Source organism: Streptomyces sp. NPDC001204, assembly GCF_053598035.1.
Map to the genome: position 1 here is coordinate 1 of NZ_JBSFJL010000041.1, position 13,496 is coordinate 13,496.

At 67.8% G+C, this 13,496-nt stretch carries 11 protein-coding genes and 2 pseudogenes; 5 read left to right on the forward strand and 8 right to left on the reverse strand.

Going from position 1 to position 13,496, the window contains the following annotated elements; translation table 11 throughout:
* From ACWC91_RS36385 to ACWC91_RS36405, 5 genes and pseudogenes are all read left to right on the forward strand, one after another.
* Window positions 1-326, forward strand: a 326-nt coding sequence (locus ACWC91_RS36385) for an LAETG motif-containing sortase-dependent surface protein (protein WP_450640845.1), incomplete at its 5' end; no start/stop codon positions are given.
* 195 nt (window positions 327-521) lie between these two features.
* Window positions 522-1,233: pseudogene (locus ACWC91_RS36390) on the forward strand (IS6 family transposase).
* A gap of 252 nt (window positions 1,234-1,485) precedes the next feature.
* Window positions 1,486-1,632: a hypothetical protein gene (locus ACWC91_RS36395; protein ID WP_281157457.1), complete on the forward strand. Its 147-nt coding sequence runs from the start codon at window positions 1,486-1,488 to the stop codon at window positions 1,630-1,632.
* Between the two features lie 159 nt (window positions 1,633-1,791).
* Entirely contained in the window at window positions 1,792-5,547 is a 3,756-nt protein-coding gene (locus ACWC91_RS36400) for a S8 family peptidase (protein ID WP_281157456.1), read from the forward strand.
* A gap of 109 nt (window positions 5,548-5,656) precedes the next feature.
* Window positions 5,657-6,658, forward strand: coding sequence for a helix-turn-helix transcriptional regulator (locus ACWC91_RS36405; protein WP_281157455.1), 1,002 nt, complete (start codon window positions 5,657-5,659; stop codon window positions 6,656-6,658).
* Between the two features lie 85 nt (window positions 6,659-6,743).
* Here the strand turns inward: ACWC91_RS36405 and ACWC91_RS36410 are convergent.
* The 8 genes and pseudogenes from ACWC91_RS36410 to ACWC91_RS36445 all read right to left on the reverse strand — a co-directional run.
* Window positions 6,744-7,159, reverse strand: a pseudogene (locus ACWC91_RS36410) (transposase); the annotation flags it as partial.
* A 416-nt stretch (window positions 7,160-7,575) separates the two neighbouring features.
* Window positions 7,576-8,190 (reverse strand): GNAT family N-acetyltransferase, encoded by a 615-nt coding sequence (locus tag ACWC91_RS36415; protein ID WP_450640843.1) that lies wholly within the window; start codon window positions 8,188-8,190, stop codon window positions 7,576-7,578.
* Between the two features lie 247 nt (window positions 8,191-8,437).
* Window positions 8,438-8,971, reverse strand: coding sequence for a GNAT family N-acetyltransferase (locus ACWC91_RS36420; protein WP_450640842.1), 534 nt, complete (start codon window positions 8,969-8,971; stop codon window positions 8,438-8,440).
* Window positions 8,972-9,208: 237 nt separating this feature from the next.
* Window positions 9,209-9,343, reverse strand: a complete 135-nt coding sequence (locus ACWC91_RS36425; protein WP_281155351.1) for a hypothetical protein — start codon at window positions 9,341-9,343, stop codon at window positions 9,209-9,211.
* A gap of 500 nt (window positions 9,344-9,843) precedes the next feature.
* Window positions 9,844-11,076, reverse strand: a complete 1,233-nt coding sequence (locus ACWC91_RS36430; RefSeq protein ID WP_281155344.1) for an ABC transporter permease — start codon at window positions 11,074-11,076, stop codon at window positions 9,844-9,846.
* Complete coding sequence (locus ACWC91_RS36435) at window positions 11,073-11,762, reverse strand: ABC transporter ATP-binding protein (RefSeq protein ID WP_281155343.1); 690 nt, start codon at window positions 11,760-11,762, stop codon at window positions 11,073-11,075. The genes ACWC91_RS36430 and ACWC91_RS36435 overlap by 4 nt, the downstream gene beginning before the upstream one ends.
* A complete protein-coding gene (locus tag ACWC91_RS36440) occupies window positions 11,759-12,901 on the reverse strand; it encodes an efflux RND transporter periplasmic adaptor subunit (RefSeq protein WP_450640840.1) in 1,143 nt (380 codons plus the stop codon). Before ACWC91_RS36440 ends, ACWC91_RS36435 begins: the two co-directional genes overlap by 4 nt.
* Entirely contained in the window at window positions 12,894-13,424 is a 531-nt protein-coding gene (locus tag ACWC91_RS36445) for a hypothetical protein (protein WP_281155341.1), read from the reverse strand. The genes ACWC91_RS36440 and ACWC91_RS36445 overlap by 8 nt, the downstream gene beginning before the upstream one ends.
* Window positions 13,425-13,496 lie beyond the last annotated feature (72 nt).

The following is a 13,496-nucleotide window of genomic DNA, read 5'->3' on the forward strand; positions in this document are numbered from 1 at the left end:
TGCCGTGCTCGGAGGGCCCTGGCCTCTACACCAACGCGCACGCCTACGCGGACTGGATCAACAAGACCATGAAGACCAACCACGCCCCGAAGAACCACCACGCCGTGAAGAACCACCACGCCCCGAAGAACCACCACGCCCCGAAGACCAACAGCGTCATGAAGACCGACGGCGCCCTGTCGACTGTGGCCATGAGCTCCGACCTTGCCGAGACCGGTACGAACGACAACACCGCGGCAATCGCCGGTATGGCCGCCACGCTGGTCGTCGCCGGTGCCGGCACCGCCGTCGCAGTCCGCGGCCGCAAGACCCGCCGCGCCGCCTAAGCGAAAACGCCGCAGCCCAACAGCGGCCCCCTGACCAGGGGGCCGCTGCCCATTGCCGCGTCCTGCCCACCCTCATCCGCCCTGTTTGTAAGCACTTGAGTGGCCCCACGGTACGGACGAGTTTTAGGGTCCGCCGTGAACGCGCACTGTCACGTTGGCTGGCGCGTGGCTTGGCCGTACGGGGAGGGGGTCACCGTGGAGAGTGCGCCGCCGTTGTACAAGGGGCATCGGTACCCGGCCGAGGTGATCGCGCATTGCGCGTGGCTGTACTTCCGTTTCCCGCTGTCGTTCCGCGAGGTCGAGGAAGCTGATGCTCGAGCGCGGCGTGGTCGTCTCCTACTGGACGGTCCGCCGCTGGTGCGGCAAGTTCGGGCAGCAGTACGCCAACCTCCTGCGCCGACGGCGGCCGAGGCCCGGGGACAAGTGGCACCTGGACGAGGTCTTCATCAAGATCAACGGCCGGTTGCACTACCTGTGGCGGGCCGTGGACCAGGACGGCAACGTCCTCGACATCCTGGTCCAGCCCCGACGCGACACGCAGGCGGCGTCCGGTTCTTCCGTCGGCTCCTGAAGGATCTGGAGTACACGCCGCGGGTGGTGGTCACCGACAAGCTCCGCTCCTACGGCGCAGCCCACCGCCAGGTCATGCCGGGCGTGGAGCATCGCACCTCGAAGTACCTCAACAACCGGGCCGAGAGCTCGCACCAGCCGACCCGCCAGCGCGAACGGGCGATGAAACGCTTCACCTCGCCCAGCCACGCGCAGCGGTTCCTGTCAGCGTTCAGCGGCGTCTCACCCCCACTTCCGACCCCGACGCCACCGCCTGACCTCAGCCCGGTACCGCACCGGGATGACCGAGCGCTTCACCACCTGGAAGCAGGTCACCGGCACGGCCGCGCCGGTCTGACAACGGCCATCCGCCGGGGCGGCATGAGGCGACCTGCCCTGACGGGCTGCCAGAACCACCCCAATACAACAATGTGACAGTGCCGGAGGAGGTAGTCGCGCAGGACCGTGAGGCCGCCAGGACCAGTACCTCGGCAGTAGGACGATCACGTCGTAGGCGTCGAGGGCGTCGGCCACCGCCGCCGCGAGTGGGCTGCGGTCGGTTCGGGGCCAACCTCCGTCGTTCTCCTGTGCGGTGTGGCGGGTCTCCCACATGCAGGTGTGGCGTGCCAGGAGGCCGGGGCCGTCCGGCGAGGCCCACAGCGTGCTGGTCGTCGGCTCCGGCGGGGCGGCCGACTCGGTCTTCTTCTTGCGGCGGCTCCGGCTGCGGCCCACGCCGCTCATGGTCCAGCGCCAGTAGTCCTCGGCTTCCTCCCACCCATCAACCACTGGATGGTGTCGTGTCGCCCTTGCGACATGTCTCACCTGTGCCACCCGGATTAAGTGACATCCGGTCTCCGGCCAGCTGATTCTGTCCAGCGTGTGAACAGCACACTGCATGCAAGGGAAGGCAGCACTGATGAGACGGATCCGCCTGTGGGCGGCAATATCCGCGGGTTTCGCGCTAGCTGCGGGTGCCGTGGCGCCCGTCCCCGCCGGCGCAAGCAGTCTGCGCACGGAAGCACTTGTGAGCCCGTCGGTAGGCAACTCGGCGACTGTGAAGCTGATTACCGGTGACAGTGTGACCGTCACCCCGACTGCGGGCGGGCGGCAGATCGCCTCCGTCACTCCGGGGGCTGGGCGTCGGGGCATCATTTTTCGGACTTTCGAGCAAGACGGACACGTGACGGTGATTCCGTCTGACGCCGGAGCTCTGGTGGCGGCCGGACGCCTGGACCGGGAGCTGTTCGATGTGACGGCACTCCTCGCTCAGAAGTACGACACGGCGCACGCGCACGCGTTGCCGCTCATCGTGGGGCGGGGCGGGCGGACAGCGGAATCGGTCTTTCGAAGCTTGACTGCCGAAGGCTCTTCTGTTCGCAGGCTCGACAGCATCGACGCACAAGCGGTGCAGGTAGGCGAAGCGGACCTCGGCAGGTTCTGGAAGCAGTTGGTGCCCGCTGGCGAACAGACAAAAGCAGCCGAGGCAGCTGATGCTCCGAGGGTGTGGCTGGACGGCCGGGTGCGAGCGTCTCTCGATCGCAGCACGGCCCAGATCGGTGCTCGGGAGGTCTGGCAAGCCGGCTACCAAGGTGACGGGGTCAAGGTCGCTGTCCTGGACACCGGCGCTGACCAGAACCATCCCGACCTGGCAGGTCGGATCATCGAGGCCAAGGACTTCTCTGATAGTTCCGGTACCGGCGACGCCTTCGGGCACGGGACTCACGTCGCGTCCATCGTAGGCGGCAGTGGTGCCGCATCCGGAGGCAGCCGCAAGGGCGTTGCGCCCGCAGCGCAGCTGTTGGTGGGAAAGGTCCTCGGCGACGACGGCTTCGGCAGCGAGTCACAAGTGATCGAAGGCATGGAGTGGGCTGCGGCACAGGGAGCCAAGGTCGTCAACATGAGCCTGGGATCCGATGAACCCTCCGACGGCACCGATCCCATGAGCCAGGCACTGAACGAGCTCAGCCGGCGCGTCGGCATTCTGTTCGTCGTGGCGGCGGGCAACAACGGTGAACAGGGGGTCGGCACCGTCGGCTCTCCTGGTGCTGCAGACGCCGCGTTGACGGTCGGAGCTGTCGACCGGAACGACGCACTCGCCTCGTTCTCCAGCCGCGGTCCGCGCCGAGAGGACGACGCGGTCAAACCGGATGTGACGGCACCTGGCGTCGGCATTGTGGCGGCCCGCGCGGCCGGGACCACGATGGGTGACCCAGTGGACGAGCGCTATGTCGCTGCCTCCGGCACATCCATGGCGACCCCGCATGTGGCGGGTGCGGCCGCTCTGCTCGCCCAGCGCCATCCCGACTGGAACGGCACCCAGTTGAAGGACGCGCTGATCAGCACCGCCACTACGATCCCCGGCCAGAAGGTCACCGAAGAGGGCGGCGGCCGAATCGACGTGCGCACCGCGGCACTGGGGCCCGTCACCGCCACCGGCACGCTCGCCCTCGGCCCCTTCACGTCTGAGTCCACCGCTTCTGCCGTCTCCCGAATTCGGTACAGCAACTCCTCCGACAAGGACGTCACGCTCGCGCTCTCCGTCAAGCTGTCCACCGACGGCGGCCGGGTGCCCGCCGAAGGAACAGTGCGACTCGGCTCTGACTCGGTGCGCGTGCCGGCGGGGGCGACGGCCGAAGTCCCGCTGACCGTCGATGCGGCCCGCGCCGGAAAAGGCAAGTTCTACGGCTACGTCACCGCCACAGCCGCCGACGGAAAGACCGCCGTGCACACCATCCTCAGCCTCGTGGTGCACGGGCCCACTCACCGGCTCACCGTGAAGACGTACGGCAAGGACGGCAAACTCGCTGCGGGCTTGCCGAGCATCTGGGGCCCCGACGGCTTCGTGAGTTACACAGACCCCGCATCTGTCGTCGTCGAGGTCGAGGAGGGTGTTTACCAGCTGGAGAACAGCTGGCTGGACCAGGCAGACGACGGGCAGGAGTTGCGCCACGTAGTGCTGCCGGAAGTGAGGGTCATCAAGGACATGACCGTCACCCTGGATGCCCGCACCACGGTTCCGGTGGACATCCGCACGCCCCGGCCCGCGGAACAGCGCGGTGCCCTGAGCTTCCAGACCTACCGGGAGCTCGACGGCCACAGCCTGTCACAGGGGACCATGTACTTCGACATCGCCAAGCGGCTGTACGTGAGCCCGACAGCCCGCGTCACGGAGGGCACCTTCGAGTTCGCCTCCCGCTGGCAGCTCGTCGCCCCGCTCCTCCAGGCGAAGGTGCCAGGCGCCGATATCGACCTGAACGCCTATTACATGCCCACGTCGCCTGTCTTCGATGACCAGGGGGCCACGTTGACCGCGGTTGGCGCCGGTGACGCCTCGGTTGCCGATTTCCGGCACGCCCGCGGCCGGCTCGCAATCGTGAACAACCCCACAGGAGCAGATGAGAGGGCCCTCGTCGCGCGGGCGGCCGCCGCTGGCGTCCGCGCCGTGATGCTGGTCCACTTCGACAACACTGGCTGGACCCGTTGGAACCCGCAGGGCGAGCGCTTGGCCCTGCCGACCGTGCGTATCGGCTCGGCTGCGGGAGACAAACTGCTCGCACGCATCGCCCGCACGTCGACCTCGGTGAAATTCTCGGGCACGGCGCGCAGCCCCTACCTGTACGACGTGATGCAAGTGTCCCCGCAGCAGATCCCCCAGCACGTCGTCCACACCGTCTCCGATCGCAACAGCGCAGTTGTCCAGAACACCTATGCGGACAACGGCGGTACGGGCTGGGCAAGCGAACAGCGCTTCGGCTGGCGGCCCTACCACAAGACCGCTTGGCTCCAGTACACCCGGTTCGTACCGACCGGATTCGCCCGCACCGAATACGTCAGCTCCGGCGACACCACGTGGCAGCACTTGGTGCACTACACGACAACGTTCGACGTCGATAAGCCACTCGGCGTCGGCATGCGTGATACGTCGCGGACCTACCGGGCCGGCGCACAGCCGCAGGAGACCTGGCAGGGAGCTGTCGTCCGGCCGTCCATACCCACCGGCACCACCACGCCGACTGTGCGCGACGGAAATGTGCTGCGGCTGAGGATTCCCGAGTTCACGGACTCCCAGGCCGGTCACTGGTCGCGGGCCGCTGCGGACGGCGCCATCGGTATCGGAACCTCCCTCGCGGGCACGGCCGGTGACGCGGCGAGCGCCGTCCTGTACCGCGACGGCAAGAAAATCAACGAGCTGGACAGCGCCTGGGCAGACGTGGAGGTCACTGCCGACAAGGCCGCCTACCGGCTGGATTTGACAACGTCCCGGAATTCGGAGGACTGGAAGTCGGGTGTGGCCACCACTACCTCCTGGTCCTTCGTGTCGGGCCGGACGGAGACCGTTTCGCCACTGCCGCTGCTCCAACTCGACTACGACGTACCTGTCGACACCCACAACACCCTGCACGGTGCGGGTACGCACAACATCAGTGTCCAGGTCCGTGCCCAGGATGGACTGCCCGCTCCGCGGGGGGTGACGGTCCGTGTCGAGGCCTCCTACGATGACGGGCGTACCTGGTCCGCGGCGAAGACGACCGATCTCGGCCGCAACACCTTCCGGGCCAAGATTGACAGCCGGTCAAAGCGGGACGGCCAGGTGACTCTGCGCGTCACGGCCCACGATGCCGAAGGGAACGCCGTCAGTCAGACCGTGCAGCGCGCCTACGCACTGCGTTGATAACCTCCTGCACGGGGGTGCGCGGCCCTGCCGCTCGCCCCCGTGCTTCATCCTCTGTGTAGTACGGTATTCAACCGTCGACGCTCAGGGGCCAAGGAGGGCATGCGTAGTGCTGGAGCTCGCCGGCCTATCCCCTGATGAGGAAGCCATCTATGGGCTCCTTGTGACATCCGGCCGGGCCGCCGCAGCGGACCTCGCCCAGCGGAGCGGCCTCACGGACTCACAAGCCCGCCGCATCTTGGACTCGCTCACCTCCAAGGGCCTCGCCAGCCCTACCGACGACACGCCCCGGCTCTACCAGGCGGCTCCTCCTGATGTGGCGCTGCTGCCAAGGCTGAAACGCAGCGCTGACGAGCTCGATCTGGCCAGGCGCGAGGCCGCCAGACTGATCGATTCCTACCGGGACACGATGCGCAGGCACGACGCCGGTCAACTGCTGGAGGTGATCACTGGAGCAGAGGCCTTGCGCCAGCACCTTCGGCAGATCCAGACCAGCGTGCAGGACGAGATGCTCTGGTTCTGCAAGGCCCAGTACGTCGCGATGCCGGCGAGCAGCAACACCGAGGAATTCGAGGCGCTGGCCCGCGGCGTCCGATACCGGGTGCTGTACGAGAAGGCGTTCTTCGAAGAAGACGGCGCAGTCGACAACGTGGTGGCGGGTGTACGGGCCGGAGAGATCGCCCGTGCCGCGCCTCACTTGCCGCTACGCCTCGCCATCGCGGACCGCGCCGTCGCCATCTTTCCGTTGGTCGCCGGCGGGCCGCACGGCAGCCCGGAAGAACCCACCACGGCGCTGGTCAGGGACAGCAACCTTCTGGACGCGTTAGTGGCTCTGTTCGACCGCTACTGGGAAGACGCTGTCCCCTTGGACGTTGACGACACTGGCGAGATCTCAGGAATCGACGGGACCGGGGCGCCCGACGGGCTCGCCCCCACCGACCGTAAGCTGCTGTCCCTGCTTGTGGCAGGAGTCGCCGACAAGGCGATCGCTTCCCAGATGCAGCTGAGCCGCCGGACCGTCCAGCGCCGCATACAGAGCATGATGGAGCGCGCCGGCGCGGCAACACGCATGCAACTCGCCTGGCAAGCGGCGCGCCGCGGATGGCTGTGAGTCAAGCCGCACTCCCGAACCCCCGCTTCTCCTGCTCGCGTAGGGCTAGCTGCACGCGGTGCTACTCAAGGAACTGCCTGGGGGCGAAGACCGGTGGGCAACCGCCGCGGAAGCCGCGTCGGTGAGCAACTTGGTCGGCGCTCGGGAATGCTCGGGGCGATGCCGTGCCATCGGCACCAGGCGCGGATCGCTCGGAAGGAATAGGCCCTGTCCGCCACCACCCGGGCCTGGCGAGTACGGGGCCGCCCCTGCCCCGTCCGCGGCACCCGAATGGTGTCCATCATTGCGGGTCCCGGCGGCGTGCTGGTGGGCACGGTTGACCGTGGAATCCACCGAGACCGTCCACTTGACTCGGCCCATAGCGTCGTCCCGCACCTGGACGTGCTCCAGCAGCCTGCCCCAAGTGCCGTCCGCCTCCCATCGGGCGAAGCATTCATAGGCGGTCTGCCACAGTCCGTACCGCTCGAGAAGGTCCCGCCACGGAACACCCGTCCGTAACCGGCACCTGGTGTCCTTTTCGGGATCCGTGATCCGGACCGGGGCGCACGAGAGCGCGAGCGGACCGGTGAGTGGGGAGACGGCCTCACGGCGTTCAGGCGCGACGGCGCGCCGAGGCTACAGCGCTTGCGCGGGCGTGGGCCGGGACCCGAGGCCCACCGGGTGCCTCGGCGAACCAGTTGTCGTCAGGCGACAGCGGTCACCGCAGGAGGTCCCCGAGATGTGATCGCGTGGATGAGAAGACGAAGACCCGGTGTCCGGTCCGAGCGAGGGCGAGGCTGGCGGAAGCGCAGGCGGCCCGGGGCCGCGGGTAGACCGAGCAGCAGCCGCAGCGGTGCCGCCAGCCATCCGGCGATGATGGCGATTCTTGGTAACGAAAAACACCAGGTTCGCTCTTCGTTACCCAGACAGTTGCGCGATCAACGACGGTTCGGGCTGAACCGCTTATGGAGTGTGCGGGCCGTGCCGAGGTCGTGTCCCGACACGTGGTGTAGGCAGTGAGGATCTCTGCGGGGGATCCGGTACAGCACACACTGGCGAAGCCGTCCCTCGGGCACGCTCGGATCCTCGAAGTCGTCGGCCGGGTCCCGGGTCATGCCGATCCGGCGCATCACTGCCTGGGAACGGAGGTTGTTGACGGTCGTCGACGCAACCACTTCCGGCAGCCCGAGGGTCTCGAAGCCGAATGCCAGGCAAGCCAGGGCGGCCTCGGTGGCGTAACCGTGACCCCACGCCGAACGCATCAACCGCCACCCGATATCCACCCCCGCGAACGGCATGTCCTCGCCCACGTCGTCCAAGCCGACACGGCCGATGAACTCGCCAGTCTGGCGTGCTTCGAGCGCCCACCATCCAAAACCGCGCGCGTCAAACTCGGCCTGCATGGATGCCACCACGGCATCGCTTTGCTCCCGCGTCAGCAGTTCCCCCAAATGTTCTCGGACTTCGGGATCGGCGTTCATCGCCGCCCACGGCTCAAGGTCGAACTCCCGCCACCGGCGGAGCACAAGACGATCGGTACGCAGCTCTGGCATGCCACCCAACCAACTTCATCAAGATCAGGGTGTCGATCGGTTATGTCGAGCCCCGCGGTGCTGGCCCATGCCAGACCCACTGCGCAGCCCCTTACGGCTTAGACCGTCCGACTCTGGGCTCGTCCGTGGGTCCACGCGCTGCGGGGGGGAGCCAAGATGAGCAGGTCTGGGGAGGCCCCGCGATCGATGCGCTCGGGGACGTGTGGACAGGGCTGGCTGCCTTGTGATGATCGACGGCTCGGCCGGTTCACGCCTGGAACTCGGTGAGATCGATGGCGTGAACGCGCAGCGGGTAGCCGTACACCGGGTGTGCCGTCTCCCGCTCGGGCACCATGCCGAGCTTGCGGATGACGTTCTCGGAGGCGTTGTCACCCACCCGGTTGATGCTGATGACGCGGTCCAGGCCGCGGTCCTGAAGAGCGAACTCCAGCGTGGCGTGGGCGGCTTCGGACGCGTATCCCTGGCCCCAGAACTGTGAGCCGATCCGCCAGCTGATCGCCACGGCGGGCATCACCTCCGGCAGGAACTCGGGCACGGACAGTCCCGTGAAGCCGATCAGCTCGCCCGAGGCCAGCAGCTCGACGGCGAAGAGCCCGAAGCCCTCCTCGTCCCACTCCTCCTCCCACCGCTCGATGTCCTCGGCCGTGTGGTCCAGGTCGCGCACCGAGCCGTCGTCGATCCAGCGCATGACCCGCGGGTCCGCATTGATGTCCGCCATCGGCGCGAGGTCGTCATCGTGCCAGATACGGAGGAGGAGGCGGGGTGTGCGGATCTCGGTCATGCGCCCATCCTGCCGAAGGCAAGGGCCTCATCCGTAATCCGGCGCTCGCCCGCGCTGCCGCCGCGGAGCCACAAGGTGTCAAGCCGCCTGCACCGCACCCCATGACGGGTGAGACATCGGGCCGACGGCGGGGCAGACCACGTGCCACTTCGGCAGCGCGGTCGAGAGGTGAGACCGATTCGGCGGCAGCCTGCCGCAGCACCGAGATCATTCACGGAATCGCGGCCAGAGCCAATTTCAGATAGCGCCATCAGCGACGGCCCGCAGGATGCAGAAGGCGGCCTCCTCTCCGTACGCCAGCCACAGGCCGGTCAGTAACGCTGCGAGCATGCCGAACGACAACGAACCGCCGCCGACCATGGAATGCCCCATGCGGCCATGTCCATGCCATGCGCATGACTCCATGTCGCCCATGCCCGCGCAACGCGCTGACCGACCGGAACAATCAAGGCCAGCGCAGTTTGGGGTATGGCCACCGTTCTTTGCGAGCAAGCCGCTATGCACCCAGATTGCTACGAGAGGGAGGGTCAACGAGGAGTCCTCTTACGGATCACGTAGTAGTTGGCCGATGTCGGGGTCTGCTGGCTCTGGCGGTACTGCTACCTGCGCCTCAAGGCCATCGAGCGAGAGACCGAAGCCGCCTAACACGTCTGCACGTTCACCCGTACGCGACTCTGCACTCCAGGTCGGTCGTACACCGACACCGCCTCGCCCGCCACCGCATCAGCGTCCTGTTCGCCATGCTCCGCGACGGCACCTCCTACGAACCCCCGCCTCCCCGAAGCAGCCAACGCATGACCAGCTCGGGCTTGACGAAGGAGATAGAGGCACCCCCCGTCACGCATCCAACAACGTGACAACACCGTTGCTTCTCATCCGCTCAGGGCGGCTGTCGGATGTGTGCATGCGGCGCGGATTGCCGGGTACAGTCCGGCCACCGCTCCGATGAGCAGGGTGGCGCCGACCGCGATCACCAGGGTCACGGGTGGCACCGTGACGGGCCAGCCCTTGATGAAGGCGAAGCCGGCAGTCACCGCGACGCCGAGCAGCGAGCCGAGTACTCCGCCGAACACCGAGAGCAGGAGTGCTTCGGCGAGGAATTGCCTGCGGATGTGGCTGCGGGTGGCGCCGAGGGCGCGTCGGAGACCGATCTCGCGGCGGCGTTCCAGCACTGAGATGATCATCGTGTTGGCCACGCCGATGCCGCCGACGAGGAGGGCAACCGAACCGAGCCCGACGAGCAGCCCGGTGAACGCCTCGTCGGCGGCGTTCTTCGCGGCGAGGGCGTCGGATGGTCGGGATACCGTGACCTCGTCGGGTGCCTGCGGGTTGACCGTGCGGCCGAGGCGGGAACGCACCGAGTCCACGGCTGCGTCCACCGAGCGCTCGTAGACGACGGTCGGGCTGCCGTCGTAGTCGAACTGCGAGCGCGCGATCGGGGCGCCGAGCAGCGCGGAGGTGTCGAGCTCCGGCGCGAGCGGCACGGCTTCGAGGATTCCGACCACGGTGAAGTACTGGTTGCCGATCCACACCTGGGATCCGGTGGAGGCGACGCCCAGCCGTTCGGCGGTCTTGGAGCCGAGGACGACGGTGGGGAGGTTCGCGGTGGCGTTGTTCAGCCAGGCTCCTGCCGCGAGCTTGGCGCCCACGGTGCCGAGCAGGTGGAGATCGGTAGCACGGGCGGTGATGCCGCCGGTGGCGTCCTTGTCGGAGAAGTGGCTGCGATACACCCCGGCGTCGAGGTCGCCGTAGCCGCTCGCGCTCTCGACTCCGTCCAGGAGGGCGATCTTCGCGATGGTGTCCGGCGGCAGTTTCGTGTCTTGTCCGAAGAGGCTCTTGCCGGCCTGCGCGGTGAGCAGGTTCGTGCCGAGGGTCGCCAGTTGGGCGTTGAGCTTCGCCTGGCTGGACGCCGAGATGCCGACGACGGCGATCATGGCGGCGATACCGATCGCGATGCCCAGCGCCGACAGGATCGCACGGGCCGGCCGGGTGCGCAGCCCGACGGTTCCCAGCCGCAGCAGGTCTCGGCCGAGCAGGCGTGAACGGGGTGGACGCGGCGGTGCCGAGCCTGGCGTGGGGGCCGCTGAAGTGGTCGACGCGCTCATGCGATCGCCTTCTCGGCGGAGTCGGAGAGGACTCGACCGTCGCGGATGGCGATCTGACGCGGCAACCGCGCGGCCAGTTCTGCATCGTGGGTGATGACCACGACGGTGGTTCCCTGTGCGTTGATCTCGTGCAGGAGCTCGACGATCGTCGCGCCCGACGCCGAATCGAGATTGCCGGTCGGTTCGTCCGCCAGCAGCAGCGGCGGGTTGCCGATCACGGCCCGCGCGATGGCGACGCGCTGGCGCTCGCCGCCGGATAGCTGGTTCGGCTTGTGATCGTGGCGGTGGCCGAGCCCGACGCGGTCGAGGACGGTCCGCGCCCGCTCACGCCGGTCGGACCGGGGGATGCCCGAATAGAGCAGCCCGTCGGCCACATTGTCGAGCGCGGTCACGCCGTCGGCAAGGTGAAACTGCTGGAACACGAAGCCGATCCGGTGGGCGCGCAGAGCCGAGAGCGCACGATCGGAAAGGTCGTTCACATCCGCCCCTTCGATGACGACCGAGCCCGCGGTGGGCCGGTCGAGGGTGCCGATCAGATTGAGAAGGGTCGATTTGCCGGAGCCGCTCGGCCCGACGATCGCGACCAGTTCGCCTTCCCGAATGGTCAGGCTCACCCCCGCGCACGCCAGCACCGGAGGCTCCCCATAGCTGCGCTCGACGTCGCGCAGCACGACGATGTCGCTCATACTCCCGGCACCACGACTTCCTGGCCGTCGGCGATGCCGTCGCCGGAGATCTCCACGCGCCCTCCGGCGAACAGGCCGGTCTTCACGGGGACACGCTGGGTCATACCGTCCTTGCCGACGACTTCGACCCCGAACCGGTCTCCGTCGAGTGCCTGAAGGGCACCGACGGGCACCGAGAGCACGTTCTTGCGCACCGCCGATGGGAAGTTCACGGTCACCGTCGCCTGCTGAAGCGGGCCGGCCGCCGCCGGGTCGGCCAGAGAGACGACGACGGGGATCACCACGGTCTTGCCGTTGCTGCCTTCTTTCTCTGTCGGCACACCGACCGCCGTGATCGTGCCCCTCGTCGACTCGCCCGAGGGAAGGTCGATGGTGACTTTGCCGCCGACGACCGCCAGTTGCTGGTCGGCGAGTTTGAGGTCGACATCCACCTTCTTGTCGAGTCCTGTGATGCCGAGGACGGGCGAGCCGGCGCCGATCTGGGTGCCGGCGGTCGTCTTCACCGCGGCGACGCGCACGTCGCCGGCGGCGAAGACGATGCGGCCGAGTTCGATGGTTCCCGTTCTCTTCTGGCCGGTGGCCTTCTGCCAGGCCCAGATCGCGTTGGCGGTGCGCAAGGTGAACTTCTCGTCGGGTTCGCCGTCGAAGTAGCCGAGCGTCGCGAGGCTCCGCTCGAGCTGTTTGACATCCGGCCCGTCGTCCATCCCGTTCTGGAACGCGCGCCAGGCGGGAACGGTCCCGCGGAAGAGGAACACCGGCACGTTGTCGAGCGCGAAGAGCCTCTGGCCGAGGTGGATCTGCTTGCCGGTGGCCGGCAGTGAGGTGACCACGCCGCCGAGGCCGCTGGTGACGTCGCGCGCGACGGCGAAAGCGAGGGTTCCCGAGGCCTTCGTCGTTCCCGTGAGCGTGCCGCGTTCGATCGGCGCGGTGTTGACGTGCAGGTTCTCCTTGGCGGTGCCGGGGCTGCGGGTCGTGTTGTATGCGTAAACGCTGACGGCGCCAGCCCCGAGCAGGCCGGCCACACCGAGAGCGGCGCCGACCGCGACGAACCGGCGTCGTGGAACACGGCCGCGGTGCGAAGCCGAGTCGCTCCGGGCTCCGGAGGCGGGCTCGTGTTCCGTGACCACTTCCTCAGACATTGGGTCGCACGCCCCCAACGCTGAGGCCCGAGTTCGGCGCGCACTTCGCGATCAGGTCCTTCGGCGCGTCCTGAGGGATCGTCAGGCCGATTTCGCCCTTCTGGGGATCGGGAACGTCGAGGCCGTTGTCGCGGAAGCACTTCGCGCTCTTCAGCGCCTCCTCCTGCAACTGCTCGTCCGACTTGTTCTCCACGCCGGGGGCGGGGGGCGGGTCGCCAAGCTTCCCACGGCACTTCGTGCTGGCCTTCTCGAGCGCGGCGGCGTCCGAGCTATCCTGCAGGCCGCCCAACCCGCCCTTCCCCGGGTCGGCAACGTCGAGGCCCTCGTCGCGCATGCACTGCGCGAAGGCAAGCTGCCAGTCTTCGAAGCTCTTGCGGCTGGAGGTGGGCTTCTCGCCGTCCCCCGCACCCGAAGTGTCGCTGCCGCCGTCGGCGGCGCTGCAGGCCGTGAGCAGCGCGATCATCAAAGGAACCGCGGACAGGGCTCCGAACAAGCCCCGCTGCTTGTTCTTCGTGAGAAACATGGTCTCGTCCTTTCGGCACGACACCCGGTGGTGTCGCTGATCCGAAACCAGTTCAGCGATCCGTCAGTTGCG

Bases quoted from the DNA above. Each gene is read 5' to 3' on its own strand.
- ACWC91_RS36395 (WP_281157457.1), top strand. From the start codon at position 1,486: ATGCAGGTGTGGCGTGCCAGGAGGCCGGGGCCGTCCGGCGAGGCCCAC.
- ACWC91_RS36400 (WP_281157456.1), top strand. From the start codon at position 1,792: ATGAGACGGATCCGCCTGTGGGCGGCAATATCCGCGGGTTTCGCGCTA.
- ACWC91_RS36415 (WP_450640843.1), bottom strand. From the start codon at position 8,190: ATGCCAGAGCTGCGTACCGATCGTCTTGTGCTCCGCCGGTGGCGGGAG.
- ACWC91_RS36420 (WP_450640842.1), bottom strand. From the start codon at position 8,971: ATGACCGAGATCCGCACACCCCGCCTCCTCCTCCGTATCTGGCACGAT.
- ACWC91_RS36425 (WP_281155351.1), bottom strand. From the start codon at position 9,343: ATGGGGCATTCCATGGTCGGCGGCGGTTCGTTGTCGTTCGGCATGCTC.
- ACWC91_RS36430 (WP_281155344.1), bottom strand. From the start codon at position 11,076: ATGAGCGCGTCGACCACTTCAGCGGCCCCCACGCCAGGCTCGGCACCG.
- ACWC91_RS36435 (WP_281155343.1), bottom strand. From the start codon at position 11,762: ATGAGCGACATCGTCGTGCTGCGCGACGTCGAGCGCAGCTATGGGGAG.
- ACWC91_RS36440 (WP_450640840.1), bottom strand. From the start codon at position 12,901: ATGTCTGAGGAAGTGGTCACGGAACACGAGCCCGCCTCCGGAGCCCGG.
- ACWC91_RS36445 (WP_281155341.1), bottom strand. From the start codon at position 13,424: ATGTTTCTCACGAAGAACAAGCAGCGGGGCTTGTTCGGAGCCCTGTCC.